The organism is Sphingomonas sp. GC_Shp_6, assembly GCF_026540835.1.
GTDB lineage: Bacteria > Pseudomonadota > Alphaproteobacteria > Sphingomonadales > Sphingomonadaceae > Sphingomonas.
In genome coordinates, this window is the sequence record NZ_JALNUO010000006.1 from 69,654 (window position 1) to 87,383 (window position 17,730).

Genomic DNA, 17,730 nt, shown 5'->3' on the forward strand with positions numbered 1-17,730 from the left:
CCTCAGGCCGTTCGTGCTGAGCTTGTCGAAGCACCTTCTCCGCAGTCTCACGTGCGTGTGCGAGACAGGCCCTTCGACAAGCTCAGGGCGAACGGAGTAGGGGAAGGTTTCCAAACTTAACCTCTTGGCGTCTTCGCGCGAACACCCCGCAACCCGCACCGCCCGCGTCAGCTCCGCCGCACCGAAGCCCGCGCCAGCTTGCGGTCCTCCAGCGAATAATAGAGCCAGGTCGTCCCGTCGGTGACGATCGCCGAGGCCGCAAAGGCGATGTCGGTGGCGCCGCGATCGGCGGCGGGCGGCGGGGTGATGAGCGGTTGCAGCCCGCGCGCCACCACCTTGGTGATGTCCCGGTCGAACGCCACCCAGCCGATCCGCCAGCGCGCGTCACGCGTCGCGCCATTGTAGAACATCACCGGCATCTCGGGATCGCTCATCAGCATCGGCCCGGTCGACAGATGCCAGTCGTCCCACGAATCCGCGCGCGGCTGGAACGGCGGCGTCTGCTCGGTCCACGCCTCGCCGACGCCCGCGCCCGTCGCCATGCCGACGCGCGACGCCTCGTCCGCGGCATATTCGTAGAACAGCCGCCACGATCCGTCCGACGCCTGCGCCAGCGTCGCTTCCTTGGTGTTGCCCTCCGAATCGCTGGAGGCGAGCGCCACGCCGGTCTTCGTCAACGAATGGATGTCCGGCCCCTCGGCGCGCGACAATTCGCCATGCGCCATGTCGGCGGTCACCGCGGTGTAGAGCACCGCATAGGAGCCGTCTTCGCGGCGCAGCACGGTCGGATCCTCGACGCCGCCGATGTCCACCGGCTCGGGGCCGGGCACGATGCACGGCGCGTCGTCCATCTGGAAGGTGCGGCCGTCTTGGCTCCAGCCCGCCCAGATCACGCCCGTGTCGGTGCGCGCCATCGTGGCCGAGGGCACCGCGCGCACCATGATGCCGAGCCGCCCGTCGGGTTCGGCCCAGACGAACGGGCTCATGTGATCGCGCTCCAGAAGCGCGGGCGGCCCGAGCAGCGTGACGGGCTCGATCGCCTCGGCGTTGAAATCGACGCTCATGCGCCCAGCGCCTGCATCAGCGACAGGCCGCCATCGATCACGATGCGCGCGCCGGTGATGTAGGTCGCCTGGTCCGACGACAGCCACACCGCCAGCGCGGCGACCTCGGCCGGGGTGCCGGCGCGCTTCATCGGGATGTTCGCCTCCAGCGACTGGCGATAGGCGGCGTCGGTCATCGCGCGTTCGTTCATCGGCGTCAGGATCATGCCCGGCTCGATCGCGTTGACGCGCACGCCGTTCGGCGCCTCCTCGATCGCCATCGTCTCGACGAGGTTGGTGAGGCCGCCCTTGGCCGCGCAATAATCCGCCCCGCCCGAGCGCACCGCATAGGCGTGGATCGACGAGATGTGGATGATCGAACCCGCGACATCGGGCTTGCGCGCGGTGATGAAGCGGCGCGAGGTGAGGAACGCGCCGGTCAGGTCGGTGTCGAGCATCCGCTGCCACTGGGCGAGCGTCATGTCGCGCACCTTCACGCCCGCCATGTTCAGCCCGGCGGAATTGACCAGCACCGAGGCCGGGCCGAACGCCTGTTCCACCACGGTGAAGGCCTGCTCGACCGAATGTTCGTCGTTCACGTCCGCCTGCACCGTGATCGCGCGGCCGCCACCGGCGCGGACCGCATCCGCGGTGACGTCGGCAGCCTTGTCGTCCGAATGGTAGAGCACCGCGACATCGTCCTGCGCCGCACCGAAGGCGGTCGCACATCCCGCGCCGATCCCCGATTCCGCCCCCGTCACCACCACGCACCTGCCAGCCATCATCATCTCCTCGTTTGACCATCGTAACGATCCGCGCGCGGCGCGGTTTCGTGGGCGGTGCCGGATGACGGATAATTCACCCTGTCCTACAGCGAACCGATATGGTTCATCATGACCGGTTTTTTGTAGGAGACAGGCCATGGACGTGAATCAGGCGATCGACGCGATCATCGCGCGTGAGGGCGGTTATGGGAACAACCCGCGCGACCGGGGCGGCGCGACCCGGTTCGGCATCACCCAGGCGACCGCGCGGGCCTGCGGCTATGCCGGCGACCTGCGCGTGCTGCCGCGCGAGACCGCGGTGGCGATCTACCGGACGTTCTATTGGTCGCGGCCGGGTCTGGACCGGGTGGCGACGCGCGCGCCCGATCTGGCGGTGACGCTGTTCGACACGGCGGTCAACATGGGCGTGGCCGTCGCGATCGGCTTCCTGCAACGTGCGCTGAACGCGCTCAACCGGGGCGCGGCGGACTATCCCGACGTCGCACCCGACGGCCAACTGGGGCCAGCGACGCTGGCGGCGCTCGACGGCTTTCTCGCGCATCGCGGCACGGGCGGGGCGGCGGTGCTCGGCAAGGCGGTCGAGGCGCTGAAGGGCGCGCGCTACGTGTCGCTCGCCGAGCAGCGGCCGGCGGACGAGGCGTTCCTCTATGGCTGGCTCGCGAACCGGATGGGATAGCGATCCTGCCTCCACTTCCTCCACTTCCTCCACTTCCTCCACTTCACCCCTGTCCGAAAGGTCCGACGATGGACGATACCGACCCCGCCGACACCGATCGCTGGACCCGCCGCGCGCGGCCGAGCTTTCTCTACGTGATGTACGCGCTGCTGCTCTGGGCGATCCCGATGGGGCTCGTCGCCGCGGTGCGTCCCGCCATGGCCACGGCGATCGCGCGCGGCATGGCGGCCTATTGGGCGGCGATCCCAGAGCCGCTCTATGCGCTCTTCGGCACCGGCTATCTCGGCTATACCGTGGCGCGGACCTGGGGGAAGGCGGTGGGCGCCGAGAAGTGACGCGGTGTTGCACGGCGGCGGGCGCGTCCTACATCGCGGGGCATGAGTGAGAACAACCATGCCGCGCCCGTCTGGCACGGCACCACCATCCTGTCGGTCCGGCGCGGCGGCAAGGTCGTCGTGATCGGCGACGGCCAGGTCTCGATGGGCCAGACGGTGATGAAGCCCAATGCGCGCAAGGTGCGGCGGCTCGGCGACGGCAGCGTGATCGGCGGTTTCGCCGGCGCGACCGCGGACGCGTTCACGCTGTTCGAGCGGCTGGAGCGCAAGCTGGAACAGCATCGCGGCCAGTTGCTGCGCGCCGCGGTCGAGCTGGCCAAGGATTGGCGCACCGACAAATATCTGCGCAACCTGGAGGCGATGATGATCGTCGCCGACAAGGACGTGACGCTGATCCTGACCGGCAATGGCGACGTGCTGGAGCCCGAGGCGGGCGTGGCGGCGATCGGCTCGGGCGGCAATTACGCGCTCGCCGCCGCCCGCGCGCTGGTCGATTACGAGGCGGAGGCCGAGACGATCTGCCGCAAGGCGATGGCGATCGCCGCCGAGGTGTGCGTCTATACCAACGACCGCCTGACCGTGGAAACGCTGGACAGCGTGACCTGACATCTTTCCCCCGGTCAGCGGCCTTCGTCCGTCGATGCCGATGCATCGGGGCGGAGCGCCTGCCGCGATTTCCCGACCTCGCCCGAAACGAACGGTAATCTGATGAACGAAGCCCTCACCCCCAAGGCCATCGTCGCCGCGCTCGATGCGCACATCATCGGCCAGGCCGACGCCAAGCGCGCGGTCGCGGTCGCGATGCGCAACCGCTGGCGCCGTCAGCAGCTCTCCGCCGACCTGCGCGACGAGGTGACGCCCAAGAACATCCTGATGATCGGGCCCACCGGCTGCGGCAAGACCGAGATCAGCCGCCGTCTGGCGAAGCTCGCCGACGCGCCGTTCGTGAAGGTGGAGGCGACCAAGTTCACCGAGGTCGGCTATGTCGGCCGCGACGTGGAGCAGATCGCGCGCGACCTGGTGGAGGAAGCGATCCGGCTTGAGCGCGAGCGCCGCCGCGCCGCGGTGAAGGACAAGGCGGAGGAGGCGGCGATGAAGCGGCTGCTCGACGCGCTGGTCGGCAAGGATTCGAGCGCCGCCACGCGCGAGAGCTTCAAGCAGCGCTTCGCCGACGGTCATCTCGATTCGACCGAGATCGAGATCGAGGTGGAACAGGCCCAGTCCACGCCGTTCGAGATCCCCGGCGGCGCGCCGCAGATGATAAACCTCGGCGAGATGATGAAGTCGTTCGGCGGTGGCCAGCCGCTGAAGCGCCGCAAGCTGACCGTGCCCTCGGCGTGGGAGAAGCTGGTGGAGGAGGAGGCGGACAAGCGCCTCGACCAGGACGATGTCGCGCGCACCGCCTTGGCCGATGCCGAGGCGAACGGGATCGTGTTCCTCGACGAGATCGACAAGATCGCGGTGAGCGACGTGCGCGGCGGATCGGTCAGCCGCGAGGGCGTTCAGCGCGACCTGCTGCCGCTGATCGAGGGCACCACCGTCGCCACCAAATATGGGCCGATGAAGACCGACCACATCCTCTTCATCGCCAGCGGTGCGTTCCACGTCGCCAAGCCCAGCGACCTGCTGCCCGAGCTTCAGGGCCGCCTGCCGATCCGCGTCGAGCTGAAGGGCCTGACCGAGAGCGATTTCGTGGCGATCCTGTCGGATACCAAAGCGTCGCTGCCCGCGCAGTACAAGGCGCTGATCGCGACCGAGGGCGTCAGCGTCGATTTCACCGAGGACGGCATCGCCGCGATCGCGCGCATCGCCGCCGAGGTGAACGCCGATATCGAGAATATCGGCGCGCGCCGGCTGCAGACGGTGATGGAGAAGCTGCTCGAGGAGGTGAGCTTCGATGCCGAAGACCGGCAGGGCACGCACGTGACGGTGGACGGTGCCTATGTCGACGCGCAACTCGCCGCCCTCGCGCGCAACACCGATCTCAGCCGCTTCGTGCTCTAGGATGGGATCACGTCACCCTGTTCCGTTCGCCCTGAGCCCGTGTTGCAGGATAAGGCTCCACCGGGGAGAGCGTGCTTCGACAAGCTCGGCACGAACGGAGGTCAGGGGATCAAACGAACCTCGTACCGCTCTGAACGTCACCGCCGATAGGGGATGAACGCGCCAAAGCTGCAGCTGCCGTTCGGAAAGCGGCTGGTGCGGTCAACGGTGCGGGCGATGTCGCCGCGGCACAATTGGGTGGTGGGCGTGCTGGTGATGAGGATGTCGTCGTTGCCGACGCCCTCGCAGCCGCCTGCCGTATCCGTGCGGTATTTCAACCGAGGGCTGACCGTGTAGACGAGCGTCGATCCATAGGCCTGCACGTTGCTGCCCGAGCGCAACTGGATCTGGTCGATGCAGCTCGTGGGTTCGCCGGGGGTGAGGCCCGCCAGCGCGGTCGCGAGCTTCTGCTGCTGCGCTGCCTGATCCTGCGCGGCGCGTGCGCGCTCGCCGGGTGTCTGGACGCAGGCCGCGAGGCCGAGAAGGGGGAGCAAGACCATGGTTTTCATCGCAAACTCCTGTTCCCCCTCGCGCTCAACCCTTGAAGTCGTCCTTGGCTGCACGCAGCTCGGCAAATCGCTCGGGCGTCGTCGCGCGCAGGAACGGATTGGTCGCGCGTTCCAGCCCGATCGTCGTCGGGATCGTAGCCTCGCCCTCGGCACGCATCCCGTCGACCGCGATCCGGCGTTCGGCGATCGCGGCATTGTCGGGCTCCGCCGTCACCGCGAAGGCGGCGTTGGAGGCGGTATATTCATGCCCGCAATAGACCTTGGTGTCATCGGGCAGCGCGGCATAGCGCTGGAAATTGGCGAACATCTGCTCGGCCGTGCCCTCGAACAGCCGGCCGCAGCCCATCGCGAACAGCGTGTCGCCGGTGAACAGCGCGCCGAGTTCCTCGAAATGGAAGGCGATGTGCCCCGCCGTGTGGCCCGGCACCGCCATCACCTTGCCGGTGAAGGTGCCGAGACGGACGACATCGCCTTCGCCGATCATCGTGTCGAGCGTCGGGATCTTGGCCGCCTCGGCGCGCGGGCCGGTGACGGTGGCGCCCGCCGCCTTCATCGCCGCGTTGCCGTCGGTATGGTCGGGGTGCCAATGCGTCGTCCACACCTGCGAGACGTGCCAGCCGCGCGCCTTGGCCTCGGCGAGCACCGGGCCGGCGTCGCCCGGATCGACGACGGCGGCATCCGCGGTCGTCGGATCGTAGATCAGCCAGGCATAATTGTCCGCCAGCACGGGGACGCGGACGATCTCCAGATCCTTGGCCATCACCATTCCCCCGTGTTGGGCATCGACGACCAGGGCTCGGCGGGTTCGAGCACGCCGTCCTGCAGCAGCTCGATCGAGATGCCGTCGGGCGTGCGGACGAACGCCATATGGCCGTCGCGCGGCGGACGGTTGATCGTCACGCCGGCGTCCATCAGCCGCTGGCAGGTCTCGTAGATATTCTCCACGCGGTACGCCAGATGGCCGAAGTTGCGGCCACCCGAATAGCGTTCGGGGTCCCAATTGTGGGTCAGCTCCACCTCGGCGTTCGCGCGCTCGCCCGGCGCGTTCATGTCCTCGGGCGTGGCGAGGAAGATCAGCGTGAAGCGGCCCTTCTCGTTCTCCATCCGCCGCACCTCCTTCAGCCCGAGCAGCGTGAAGAAGCGGATCGTCGCGTCCGGATCGGTGACGCGGATCATGGTGTGGAGATATTTCATGCACGAACTCCGGTTGGTCGAACCCGGAGTTAGGGAGCGCGGGGGTGCGATGCCAGCGAGCAGCGCGGATTTTGTGTGCTCAGCGCGTCGCCTTGGGCTTGGCCGCGGGGGTCGCGGCGGTTGCGGGAGCGACGGGCGCGGGGTTCGCGGCGGTGGCCGCGGGCACGTCGAACTGGCGTAGCGCCACCACCGCGCTGCGCCCGGCGGGGCCGTTGGGCTGGATCCGCGCCGCCTGCGCCCAGGCCTCGCGCGCTGCCGCCTCGTCATGGCCGAGCGCGGCGATGTTGCCCGCCTCGAGCTGGACCGAGGCGTCGTCCGCGGCGCGGCGCAGCGCCTGCGCGATATCCGCCCTGGCGCGCGGCAGATTGTCCATCCGCCGCGCGAGCGTGGCCGACAACAGCCAAGCCAGCGGATCGTCGCCGGCGTTCACCAGCGCGCGGTCGATATCGTCGCGCGCGGCCTCCGGATCGTTCGCGGCGACCAGCGCGCGCGCGCGATCGAGCTGCGCCTCGCCCAATGCCAGCCCGGTCAGCGTGCCGGCATCCAGCGCCGTGTTCAGATCGGCGCGCGCCTTGTCGGGCGCGCCCGCCGCGAGCCACGCATTGCCCGCCTCGGCGCGGAACGTGGCGGTGCGGGCGTCCTTGGCGAGATCGGACGCCGCTTCGAATTCCGCCGCCGCCGCCGCCCAGTTCTTCTCGGCGGCATAGGCGAGCCCCGCGCAGCCCCTGGCCGCGGCGCCCCCGCTCGCCCGCCAGCGCAGCGCCTCGGCGCGCGCGGCGGCGGGATCGGTCCGCGCCAGATCGACGCAGCGCTCGTACCGGTCGGCATGGGTGGCGAGCGGACCCGCCTGAAGCGCGGCGGCGGCGAGGATCGGGAATATCATGGGCGCGGCGTCACATCCTCGACCGCCCGGATGAGCATCGCGCGATCGGCGTCGCGCGACAGGCGGTGGTCGCCGTCCTTGACCAGCCACGTCTGCACATCGGCTGAACGGATCATCTCGGCGAGCCGCACCGTGCGCGCCCAGGGCACGTCGCGATCCTGCATTCCCTGGAGCAGCCGCACCGGACCGTCGAACGCGATGTCGCCGAACATCAGCCGGTTCGCCTCGCCCGACGACCAGAAGGCGCGGGTGTAGAGCGTCGGCTCGGGGCCGTAGGGGTTCTCGCGTTCGAGCCGCCCCTCGGTCAGCAGCCGCATCTTCTCGTCGGTGGTGAAGCCCCAATCGGTGAAATCGGGCGCGGGCGCGATCCCGACGAGCGCCGCGATCCGCTCGGGGCGCGCCTTGGCCGCCAGCAGCATCAGCCACCCGCCCATCGACGATCCGACCAGCACCACCGGCCCCTCGACGAGTTCGTCGATCGCCGCGAGCACATCGTCGCGCCATCCCGCCAGCGTCTGGTCGGCGAAATCGCCCTCGCTCTGCCCGCAGCCGCCATAATCGAAGCGCAGAAAGGCGCGCCCCTCGGCCTTCGCCCAGGCCTCCAGCGCCAGCGCCTTCGCCCCCTGCATGTCGGAGGCATAGCCCGGCAGGAAGATCACGGTCGGGCCGGTGCCCGGGGTGAGGCGATAGGCGAGGCGGGGGCGGGGCGTGTCGGTCATGCAGCCGCCCTTAGCCGATCGTCAGCCCGCCGCCGAGGGGCTGACGAACACCTGTTCGATCGGCCGCTCGAACAGTTCGGCGATGCGAAAGGCGAGGGGGAGCGAGGGATCGTAGCGCCCCGTTTCGATCGCGTTGACGCTCTGGCGCGACACATCGAGCCGTTCGGCCAGGTCGCCTTGGCTCCAGCCGCGATCGCCGCGGAGCTGTTTTAGATGATTGGTCATCGCGCGCGTCGCTCGATCGCGATGTTGATCCCCGCACCGATCCCGAGCCCTGCGAACCAGATGATTGGCCAGGTATAGGCGTACAGGTGCGGAACCAGCGCGAATCCTTCGAGAAAGCCCCAGATGGTGGAGATCGTCAGCGCGATGCCCGTGGCGATCAGCAATTGGCGTGCTTGCAGCATGCGGAGATATTCGTCGCGTTCCTCGACCAGATAGCGCGCCATGAGCCAGAAGAATCCCGACACCGCCAGGGCGGGAAGCACGCCGACGACATAGGCGATCGGCCCCGCGACGAGCCCGTGGCCGATCAGATAGATGGCGGGAAACAGCAGCGCGACATAGATGAGACCGAGCAGCAGCACACGTTGATTATAGCGTCGCTGGGCGGGGGAAAAGCGCATCACGGCCTCCTTCGTTGTGAAGGACGCTTTACAGTCAAGCACGCTTGTCAGTCAAGCAGGCTTTCCACCGTCAGATGATATATTCCACCGTCTTCATCTGCGTCTGGTCGGCGCGCACCGCGCCGCGCTTGGCGACCATGCGGGCGTGGAGTTCGGCGACGGTGCGGCTGCCGCTCGTCTTGCAGAGCGCGGGGACGAAGGCGTGGAGCAGCGCGCCCGCGCCGCCGACGATCATCTTCGCGCCGAAGCCGCTCGCCACCATGAAATGTTCGGTGAAGGTCTCGCCGACGGTTTCCGGATGGTCGAGGAACAGGCGGCGGAACATCGGCGGACCCTTTCGTTGGCGGGCCGCCACCCTATCACGGATGCGCGGATTCGCCACCCTTCGCGGCAAGCGCGGCCAGCATGTCGGCCGCCAGCAGCGGCAGCGTGTCGTCGCGCGCGCCCATCACCACGATGCGGTCGCCCGGCCGCGCCGCGGCGACCAGCGCGGCGGCGGCGGCGGCGCGGTCCGCGATGTGGCGCGCGTCGCCACCCGCGCCCGTAATATCGGCGGCGATGTCCGCGCTGGTCACGTCGCGCGCGACGGTGCCGCCCTGATAGACCGGATCGGGCAGCACCAGCCGGTCGCCCGCCGCCATCCCCTCCACGAACGTCGCTACCAGCTCGCGGCGCATCGTGCGCAGCGGGCCATAGCCATGCGGCTGGAACAGCAGCAGCAGCCGGCCGGGAAAGGCGTGGAGCGTGGCGAGCGTCGCGGCGATCTTGTCCGGATTATGCCCGAAATCGTCGATCACGGACACGCCGCCGGCATCGCCGACATGATCGAACCGCCGCCGGAGCCCGGTGAACCCCGCGATCGCGCCGACCGCCACGGCGAGCGGCACGCCCGCCGCGCGCGCCGCGCCCAGCGCGACCAGCGCGTTGGCGACGTTGTGGCGGCCGGGCACCGCAAGCGTCACGCGGTGCCGTTCGTCCCCGGCGACCAGATCGAACGCGATCGCGAACGGGGCCGGTACGAGCCGTTCGGCGACCAGATCGGCGGGCGCGTCGATCGCCACGCTCACCAGCGACTCCGCGGCCACCGTCTCCGCGATCCGCGCGGCCTCCGCGTCGCCGATATTGACCACCGCCACCGCCGCCTTGCGAACGAAATCGCCGAAGAGCTGGCGCAACTCGTCCAGCCCCTTGTGATCGAGGCTGACATTGTTGAGCGCGGCGATCGTCGGACGGTAGAGCGCGATCGATCCGTCGCTCTCGTCCACTTCGCTGACGAACGCCTCGCCCCGGCCGACGAGCGCGCTGGCGAACGGCGCGTCGGCGCTCGCGAAATTCTTCATCACCGCGCCGTTCATCACCGTCGGATCGCGGCCGGCGGCGTGAAGGATCCAGCCGATCATGCCGGTGACGGTCGATTTGCCGCTGGTGCCCGCCACGCCGATCGGCAGCGCGCTCGCGCCGAACAGCGCGGCCAGCGTCTCGGCACGGGTCGCGCGCGCGCAGCCGAGCGCGTCCGCGGCGACGATGTCGGGCACGCTCGGCTCCACCGCGGCGGAGGCGATCACGCGCTGGTCGGGCGAGGCCACGCCGCTGCCGTCCTGCGGAAAGAGCGCGATGCCGGCGGCGCGCAACGCGTCGAACTTGGCCGGCACGCGCCCCTGGTCGAGCCCGCGGTCCGATCCGGCGACGACGGCGCCGCGCGCGCGCAGGATCATCGCCAGCGGCATCATCCCCGATCCGCCGATGCCGACGAGGAAACAGGAGGTGCCGGAAAGATTGCCGTCATGCATCGCGCTGCGCTATCGCGTGGCCGGGGCGCGGGCAAGTCGTGGGGATGGTGACATGAGGATCGGCATCGTCGCGCCCGCCAAGGCGATCCTGCCGATCGTCGAACCGCGCACGCTGGCGTTCGCCGCGATCACCTGTCCCGACGCGGAGATCGTCTTCCACCCGCAATGTTTCGAAAGCGACGGCGGCCATTTCGCCGGCCCGGACGCGCGCCGCGCCGCGGCCTTTCTCGAATACGCGAACGATCCGGGCTTCGACGCGATCTGGTTCGCGCGCGGCGGTTACGGGTCGAACCGCATCCTCGCCGAGGTCATGCCGCGCCTGGGGCCGGCGGCGCGCACCAAGACCTATATGGGCTATTCGGACATGGGGTTCCTGCTCGGTGCGCTCTATGCCGCGCGGATCGGTCGGCCGGTGCACGGGCCGATGCCGGTCGATATCGATCGCGACGGCGGCGATGTGTGTCTGGCGCGCGCGCTTGGCTGGCTGACCGCGCGCGACCGGCAGGGGCTGGAGCCGGGGCTGGGCACGCGGCCGGCGGCGGCATTCAACCTGTCGATCCTCGCCGCGCTGATCGGCACGCCCTATCTGCCCGACCTGACCGACCATGTGCTGCTGATCGAAGAGGTATCCGAGCCGCTGTACCGCATCGACCGGATGCTGTTCACGATGGCGCATGCGACGCAGTTGAAGGGGATCGCCGGCGTGCGGCTGGGCGCGATCAGCGAGGTGGTGGCGAACGACCCGCCCTGGGCCGAGACGCCCGAGACGATGATCCGCCGCTGGTGCGCCGAGATGCGCGTGCCGTTTCTGAGGAGCGCGGTGGTGGGGCATAGCAACATCAACCGGGTGGTGCCGTTCGGGGTGGCGTGAGCGACATGACATTAGCTTGATCGGATCATCAAATCCGTTCGTGCTGAGCCTGTCGAAGCACGCGCTCCCCGCGGGTGCCTTCGCAGTCGGTGCAGGCCCTTCGACAAGCTCAGGGCGAACGGATCGAAGTAACGTCATCGGACTCTAAGGGGGCGCCAGCGCAACCGTTCCCCGGCGAAGGCCGGGGCCCAGTTGGGAAGGCCATCGTGACGAAGCGCGCCCGTAGACACATCATGTCCCCCAGATGGGCCCCGGCCTTCGCCGGGGAACGATGGATCGGCCCTGTCCTACACGCCGGGTTTGCGTCAGGCTCCACCCATGAGCCCCTACCGAGTCCTTCCCGCCGCCGCCCCGCCCGCGCGAAGTGGAAACACCGTTTCCACGCCTCCACTTCCTCCACTTCGCGTCCTCCGCTTGGGGTCGTGACCGCGCGGCAATCCTTGCGTATACGACCCCGCGGCATCTGGCCGCACCGCAATCCCGATCACGAAAGTCCGTCATGTCCGCCCAATTGGCCGAGTTGTTCCGCATCACGCTGCCCGACGGTTCCGTCCGCGAAGTGGCGCCGGGAACCACCCCGGCGGACGTGGCCGCCGCGATCGGGCCGGGGCTCGCCAAGGCCGCGCTGGCCGCGCGCATCGACGGGCAGGTGCGCGACCTGAACCGTCCGTTCGAGGGCGACACGCAGCTCGCGCTCGTCACCGCCAGGGACGAGGCCGATGCGCTCGAACTCGTCCGCCACGATCTGGCGCACGTCATGGCCGAGGCGGTGCAGCATCTGTTTCCGGGCACGCAGATCACCTTCGGCCCGGCGACCGACGACGGATTCTATTACGACTTCGCCCCCAAGGACCGCCCCTTCACCGACGAGGATCTGCCCGCGATTGAGGCGGAGATGCGCGCGATCATCGCCCGCAACGAACCCTTCGTGCGCGAAGTGTGGAGCCGGCAGCAACTGATCGACCGCTGGACCGAACAGGGCGAGCGCTTCAAGGCCGAATGGGCCGCCGAGCTGCCCGAGGGCGAGGAGCTGACGATCTACCGCCAGGGCGAATGGCTCGACATGTGCCGCGGCCCCCATATGGTCTCGACGGGCAAGCTCGATCCGCAGGCGTTCAAGCTGACGCGCGTCAGCGGCGCCTATTGGCGCGGCGACCAGAAGAACGCGATGCTCAGCCGCATCTACGGCACCGGCTGGCTGAACAAGAAGCAGCTCGACGCGCATCTGACGATGCTGGAGGAGGCCGCCAAGCGCGATCACCGCAAGATCGGGCAGGAGATGGACCTGTTCCACCTGCAGAGCGAGGCGCAGGGCTCGGTGTTCTGGCATCCCAAGGGTTTCGTCCTGTGGCGCCAGCTCGAGGCCTATATGCGCCGCCGGCTCGACGCTGCGGGCTATGAGGAGGTGAAGACGCCGCAGCTCATGGACGCGCGCCAGTGGGAACAGTCTGGCCATTGGGGCAAATATCGCGAGAACATGTTCGTCGTTCCCGACGAGATCCCCAATCCCGAGGACGAGGGTGCGATCCTGACCGGCGACGCCGATCTGATGGCGCTGAAGCCGATGAACTGCCCCGCGCACGTCCTGATCTTCCGCCAGGGGATCAAATCCTATCGCGACCTGCCGCTGCGCCTGGCCGAATTCGGCTGCTGCCACCGCAACGAGCCGCACGGCGCGCTGCACGGCATCATGCGCGTGCGCCAGTTCACGCAGGACGACGCGCACATCTTCACCGCGGAGGACCAGCTCGTCGGCGAGGTGCAGGCGTTCTGCGAGCTGCTCGACAGCGTCTATCGCGATCTCGGCTTCGAGGATTATGCGGTGAAGCTGGCGTTGCGCCCCGAGAAGCGCTTCGGCTCCGAGGCGATGTGGGACAAGGCGGAGGCCGAGCTGCGCGAGGCGGTGCAGGGCTCCAACCTGTCCGACGCGATCAAGGCGAAGTTCGAGGAACTGCCGGGCGAGGGGGCCTTCTACGCGCCCAAGCTCGAATTCCACCTGACCGACGCGATCGGGCGGACATGGCAGGTCGGCACGATCCAGTCCGATCGCGTGCTGCCCGAACGGCTCGATGCGAGCTATGTCGGCGCGGATGGCGAGCGGCATCGGCCGGTGATGCTGCACCGCGCGATCCTCGGCACGTTCGAACGCTTCATCGGCATCCTGATCGAGCATCATGCCGGGCGCTTCCCGCTCTGGCTGGCGCCGGTGCAGGTGGTGGTGGCGACGATCGTGTCGGATGCGGACGATTATGCCGGGCAGGTGGCGGCCGAGCTGCGCGCGGCGGGGCTGCGCGTCGAAACCGATCTGCGCAACGAGAAGATCAACTACAAGGTGCGCGAGCACAGCCTGGCGAAGGTGCCGGTGCTGCTCGTGGTCGGCAAGCGCGAGGCGGACGAGGGAACGGTCGCGGTGCGCCGGCTGGGCAGCCAGGGGCAGGAGATGCTGACGCTCGCGGCGGCGACGGCGCGCCTTGCGGACGAGGCCCGCGCCCCCGATATGCGATGAGGCGACGGCGCGGCTATCCGGAGCGCCCGTTTTCGGCTATGGCTGCGCCCAAATACCAGTGTGAACAACCACAGGAGCAGAACCCATACGTCCTCCCATGATGCGCCGGCCGATGCAGGCCCCTGCCATGAACGGCCCGCGATTCAACGAATTCATCGTCAGCCCCAAAGTCCGCGTGATCGATCACGAGGGTGAGAATCTGGGCGTGATGTACACGCGCGAGGCGATCGAGCAGGCGGCCGAGCACGGCCTGGACCTGGTCGAGGTGTCGCCCAACGCCGATCCGCCCGTCGCCAAGTTCCTCGATGTCGGCAAGTTCAAATACGAGGCGCAGAAAAAGGCGAATCTCGCCCGCAAGTCGCAGAAGACGCAGGAGATCAAGGAGATCAAGATGCGTCCGAACATCGACGACCATGATTACGACACCAAGATGAAGAAGGTGAACGACTTCATCGGCGAAGGCGACAAGGTGAAGATCACCCTGCGCTTCCGCGGCCGCGAGCTTTCGCACGGCCAGCTCGGCATGAATCTGCTGAAGCGCGTGCAGGACGATGTGGCGGAGGTCGCGAAGGTCGAGGCCTATCCGCGCATGGAAGGCCGTCAGATGCTGATGGTGCTCGCGCCCAAGTGATACGCCGGCCCTGCGGTGATTCGCCGCGGGCCTGCAAAGCTTTGTTGTGATGGACGAAAAAACCCGCGGCGCGCGCGTGCCGCGGGTTTTTCGCGTTTGGCGGCCGGATGTTGCATCCTTGCAACAATGGCTGGGAAATGACGACTTCATGAAGTATTTGTCATGGACTAATTGGGCTGGCGTGGTCAGGGTCTCTCCAAACCGATAATTCAAAAAATCCCGGGGAGCCTGAAACGATGCGAACGACCGCCCTTCTTCTGTCTGCGGCCACGATGGCGATCGCCGTACCGGCTTTCGCACAAGACGTTCCCTCGTCGCCGGCGCAGCCGCAGACGCAGCCCGTGTCGCCCACCGACGTGACGACCGCCGGCAATGTCGACCCCGCCGCGCCGTCGCGTTCGGTCAACGAAGGGGACATCATCGTGACCGCGACACGCCGGTCCGAGCGGCTGTCGAACGTGCCAATCGCAGTGTCCGCGGTGGGCCAGGCGGCGCTCCAGAATTCGGGCGGCAACGACATCCGCTCGCTGAACCAGCTCGCGCCGTCGCTGCTGATCTCGTCCACCGGCAGCGAATCGAATGCATCGGCGCGCATCCGCGGCATCGGCACCGTCGGCGACAATCCCGGCCTCGAAAGCTCGGTCGCGGTGTTCATCGACGGCGTCTATCGCAGCCGCACCGGCGTCGGCCTCAACGAGCTGGGCGAGATCGACCGGGTCGAGGTGCTACGCGGGCCCCAGGGCACACTGTTCGGCCGCAATGCATCGGCCGGCCTCATCAACATCATCACGCGCGCGCCGGAGTTCGACTGGCACGGCAACGGCGAATTCACCTACGGCAACTACAACCAGTTCCGCGAGGCCGCCGGCATCACCGGGCCGATCATCAAGGACGTGCTCGCGTTCCGCCTGGACGGCGTGGCCGTCAACCGCGACGGCTTCTACCGCAACGTCACCGCCGCCAATGGCAGCGAGGCCCGGATCAACGATCGCAACCGCTATTTCGTCCGCGGCCAATTGCTCTTCAAACCCACGGACTCGCTCAGCTTCCGCATGATCGGCGACTATTCGCGGCGCAACGAAAGCTGCTGCGGCGCGGTCTATTACAGCCAGGCGGAAACCACCGACCCGACCGCGAACGCCGCGGGCGTCGCGCCCTATTTCGCCACGACCAACGCCGACCATGCGGTGGTGACCAACGCGTCGAACCGCATCGTCGACATCCTGCGCCGCCAGGGCGCGGCCTACCCGCTGGCCGGCAGCACCAGCAACCCGTTCAACCGCGAGGTCGCGGTGACGCCCGGCCAGACCTATCGGAACGTCACCAAGGATTATGGCGGATCGGTGCAGGCCGATTGGGATCTGGGCGGCGCGACGCTCACTTCGATCACCGCCTACCGCGAATACAAGGCCGGCAACGCCAGCGACATCGACTACACCAATATCGATCTCACGCACCGCGCCGCGGACGGGAATGCGTATCGCCAGTTCCACACGTTCACGCAGGAGGCGCGGCTCCAGGGTTCGCTGTTCTCGGGCAAGCTCGACTGGCTCGTCGGCGGCTTCTATTCGAAGGAGAATCTGAAGCTCGTCGACAATGCGGTCTTCGGTTCGCAATATGGTCAGTTCGCGGCCTGCCGCCTCGTGGCGACAGTCAGCCCCGTGGTGGCGCTCCAGAACCAGAACGCGCCGGGCTGCCTCAGCGCAGCGGGCCGGGCGACGCTCACCGGCGCGTTCGGCGCGGCGGGCGGGCTCATCACCTCGGCGCTCGACCGGCTGACGGGTGGCCCCGGCCTCGGCGGCGGCGTGAACAATGTCGGCGATTCGGGCTCGATCTACCGGCAGGACAGTGAGAATTATGCGTTCTTCACGCACAACATCCTCCACATCACCGACACGCTGTCGATCACCGGGGGGCTGCGCTACACGCACGAGCGCAAGGCGTTCAGCGCGAAGTTCAACAACAACAACACCGTCTGCCCGATCCAGCAGGCCGCACTCGCCCCGCTCACCATGTCGCAGAGCGGCGCGACCGCGTTCGCGCAAGGCATCGTGACGCTCACCTGCACGGGCAATTCGAGTTCGGCGCTGAACGCGCTCAATCCGTCCGACAGCTTCGGCGACGGCGAATTCACGGGCACCGCGGTGCTGTCGTGGAAGCCGACGCCCAAGCTGCTGACCTATGTGTCCTATGCCAAGGGCTACAAGGCGGGCGGCTATAATCTCGACCGGTCCGATCTGGGCGGCGTGAACGGCGTGCTTTCGGGGCGGTCCAATGCGGACGCGCCGGGCCTGCGCTTCAATTCGGAAAAGGTGAACAATTACGAGATCGGCGCCAAGTTCAACACGCCCGGTTTCACGCTGAACGTCGCGGCGTTCCGCGAGGAGTTCAAGGATTTCCAGTTGAACACCTTCAACGGCTCGATCTTCGTCGTGCAGAATATCGAGGCGTGCAAGGACAGCCTGAACGGCGCCGACAGCGACAACGGCTTCAACCCGGTAACCGGCGCACAGACCGGCGCTTGTGCCGTGAACCGGTCGGACAAGCCGGGCGTCGTGTCGCAGGGCGTGGAACTGGAGGCGACGATCAGCCCGATCCGCCAGGTGCAGTTCACCGCGGGCTACACCTATTCGCATGCCCGGTTCAGCCGCAATCTGGTCGGCAGCTCGACCACCGGCGAACCGCTCGACCGTGCGCTGTTCCTGCTGCCGGGCAGCCAATTGTCGAACGCGCCCGACAATGTCGTCACCACCTCGTTCGCGTGGACGCCCGATCTCGGCCATAACGGCCTTTCGGGGCTGCTCTATGTCGATAGCCGCCTGACGTCGGACTATAACACGGGCTCGGATCTGGCGCCCGAGAAGAAGCAGGATGGCTTCGCGATCGTGAATGCGCGCATCGGCCTGCGCGGCAAGAACCAGATCTGGGCGCTCGAAGTCTGGGCGCAGAATGTGTTCAACCAGAACTATATCCAGGTGGCGTTCAACACCCCGTTCCAGGGTGCGGGATCGTCGGCGAACGTCGCGGCGTTCGGCGGCACCGGCAATGCGCTTTATTCGGCCTTCCTCGCCGAGCCGCGCACCTATGGCATCACGCTGCGCGGGCGGTTCTGATGCGAC

19 protein-coding genes are annotated in these 17,730 nt (G+C 68.0%); 8 read left to right on the forward strand and 11 right to left on the reverse strand.

The window, feature by feature from the left end:
• Positions 1-167: 167 nt before the first annotated feature.
• Both OXQ95_RS09345 and OXQ95_RS09350 read right to left on the reverse strand, forming a co-directional pair.
• On the reverse strand, positions 168-1,064 hold the full coding sequence (locus OXQ95_RS09345) for a glycosidase (RefSeq protein ID WP_267381311.1): 897 nt from the start codon (positions 1,062-1,064) through the stop codon (positions 168-170).
• A complete protein-coding gene (locus OXQ95_RS09350; RefSeq protein ID WP_267381312.1) occupies positions 1,061-1,828 on the reverse strand; it encodes an SDR family oxidoreductase in 768 nt (255 codons plus the stop codon). The genes OXQ95_RS09345 and OXQ95_RS09350 overlap by 4 nt, the downstream gene beginning before the upstream one ends.
• A gap of 136 nt (positions 1,829-1,964) precedes the next feature.
• On the opposite strand from OXQ95_RS09350, the gene OXQ95_RS09355 reads away from it, so the two are divergent.
• The 4 genes from OXQ95_RS09355 (at position 1,965) to hslU (ending at position 4,843) form a co-directional block, all read left to right on the forward strand.
• Entirely contained in the window at positions 1,965-2,504 is a 540-nt protein-coding gene (locus tag OXQ95_RS09355) for an N-acetylmuramidase (protein WP_267381313.1), read from the forward strand.
• Between the two features lie 68 nt (positions 2,505-2,572).
• Positions 2,573-2,839, forward strand: a complete 267-nt coding sequence (locus OXQ95_RS09360) for a 3TM-type holin (protein WP_267381314.1) — start codon at positions 2,573-2,575, stop codon at positions 2,837-2,839.
• Between the two features lie 42 nt (positions 2,840-2,881).
• A complete protein-coding gene (gene hslV, locus OXQ95_RS09365) occupies positions 2,882-3,445 on the forward strand; it encodes an ATP-dependent protease subunit HslV (RefSeq protein ID WP_267381315.1) in 564 nt (187 codons plus the stop codon).
• 102 nt (positions 3,446-3,547) lie between these two features.
• Positions 3,548-4,843 carry an ATP-dependent protease ATPase subunit HslU gene (gene hslU, locus OXQ95_RS09370; RefSeq protein ID WP_267381316.1) on the forward strand — a complete coding sequence of 432 codons (1,296 nt, stop codon included), beginning with the start codon at positions 3,548-3,550 and terminating at the stop codon, positions 4,841-4,843.
• Between the two features lie 137 nt (positions 4,844-4,980).
• Here the strand turns inward: hslU and OXQ95_RS09375 are convergent, their stop codons facing one another.
• From OXQ95_RS09375 to OXQ95_RS09415, 9 genes are all read right to left on the reverse strand, one after another.
• Positions 4,981-5,391, reverse strand: coding sequence for a hypothetical protein (locus OXQ95_RS09375; protein WP_242098206.1), 411 nt, complete (start codon positions 5,389-5,391; stop codon positions 4,981-4,983).
• A 25-nt stretch (positions 5,392-5,416) separates the two neighbouring features.
• On the reverse strand, positions 5,417-6,151 hold the full coding sequence (gloB, locus tag OXQ95_RS09380; RefSeq protein WP_267381317.1) for a hydroxyacylglutathione hydrolase: 735 nt from the start codon (positions 6,149-6,151) through the stop codon (positions 5,417-5,419).
• Positions 6,151-6,585, reverse strand: a complete 435-nt coding sequence (locus OXQ95_RS09385) for a VOC family protein (protein WP_267381318.1) — start codon at positions 6,583-6,585, stop codon at positions 6,151-6,153. Before OXQ95_RS09385 ends, gloB begins: the two co-directional genes overlap by 1 nt.
• A gap of 79 nt (positions 6,586-6,664) precedes the next feature.
• Positions 6,665-7,468 carry a tetratricopeptide repeat protein gene (locus OXQ95_RS09390; protein WP_267381319.1) on the reverse strand — a complete coding sequence of 268 codons (804 nt, stop codon included), beginning with the start codon at positions 7,466-7,468 and terminating at the stop codon, positions 6,665-6,667.
• Positions 7,465-8,187: an alpha/beta hydrolase gene (locus tag OXQ95_RS09395; protein WP_242098210.1), complete on the reverse strand. Its 723-nt coding sequence runs from the start codon at positions 8,185-8,187 to the stop codon at positions 7,465-7,467. The genes OXQ95_RS09390 and OXQ95_RS09395 overlap by 4 nt, the downstream gene beginning before the upstream one ends.
• Positions 8,188-8,208: 21 nt before the next feature.
• Positions 8,209-8,412 carry a helix-turn-helix transcriptional regulator gene (locus OXQ95_RS09400; protein WP_267381320.1) on the reverse strand — a complete coding sequence of 68 codons (204 nt, stop codon included), beginning with the start codon at positions 8,410-8,412 and terminating at the stop codon, positions 8,209-8,211.
• The gene (locus OXQ95_RS09405) at positions 8,409-8,813 is read right to left on the reverse strand and encodes a hypothetical protein (protein WP_267381321.1); all 405 of its coding nucleotides are present in this window, start codon (positions 8,811-8,813) and stop codon (positions 8,409-8,411) included. Before OXQ95_RS09405 ends, OXQ95_RS09400 begins: the two co-directional genes overlap by 4 nt.
• Before the next feature lie 70 nt (positions 8,814-8,883).
• Entirely contained in the window at positions 8,884-9,138 is a 255-nt protein-coding gene (locus tag OXQ95_RS09410) for a DUF6356 family protein (protein ID WP_242098213.1), read from the reverse strand.
• 34 nt (positions 9,139-9,172) lie between these two features.
• Complete coding sequence (locus OXQ95_RS09415; RefSeq protein ID WP_267381322.1) at positions 9,173-10,603, reverse strand: Mur ligase family protein; 1,431 nt, start codon at positions 10,601-10,603, stop codon at positions 9,173-9,175.
• A 52-nt stretch (positions 10,604-10,655) separates the two neighbouring features.
• On the opposite strand from OXQ95_RS09415, the gene OXQ95_RS09420 reads away from it, so the two are divergent.
• The 4 genes from OXQ95_RS09420 to OXQ95_RS09435 all read left to right on the forward strand — a co-directional run bounded on the left by OXQ95_RS09420 (position 10,656) and on the right by OXQ95_RS09435 (position 17,724).
• On the forward strand, positions 10,656-11,474 hold the full coding sequence (locus tag OXQ95_RS09420; RefSeq protein WP_267381323.1) for an LD-carboxypeptidase: 819 nt from the start codon (positions 10,656-10,658) through the stop codon (positions 11,472-11,474).
• Positions 11,475-11,973: 499 nt separating this feature from the next.
• Positions 11,974-13,980 (forward strand): threonine--tRNA ligase, encoded by a 2,007-nt coding sequence (thrS, locus tag OXQ95_RS09425; RefSeq protein ID WP_267381324.1) that lies wholly within the window; start codon positions 11,974-11,976, stop codon positions 13,978-13,980.
• Positions 13,981-14,077: 97 nt separating this feature from the next.
• Positions 14,078-14,611 (forward strand): translation initiation factor IF-3, encoded by a 534-nt coding sequence (infC, locus tag OXQ95_RS09430; protein WP_242098217.1) that lies wholly within the window; start codon positions 14,078-14,080, stop codon positions 14,609-14,611.
• A 236-nt stretch (positions 14,612-14,847) separates the two neighbouring features.
• Complete coding sequence (locus OXQ95_RS09435) at positions 14,848-17,724, forward strand: TonB-dependent receptor (protein ID WP_267381325.1); 2,877 nt, start codon at positions 14,848-14,850, stop codon at positions 17,722-17,724.
• Positions 17,725-17,730 lie beyond the last annotated feature (6 nt).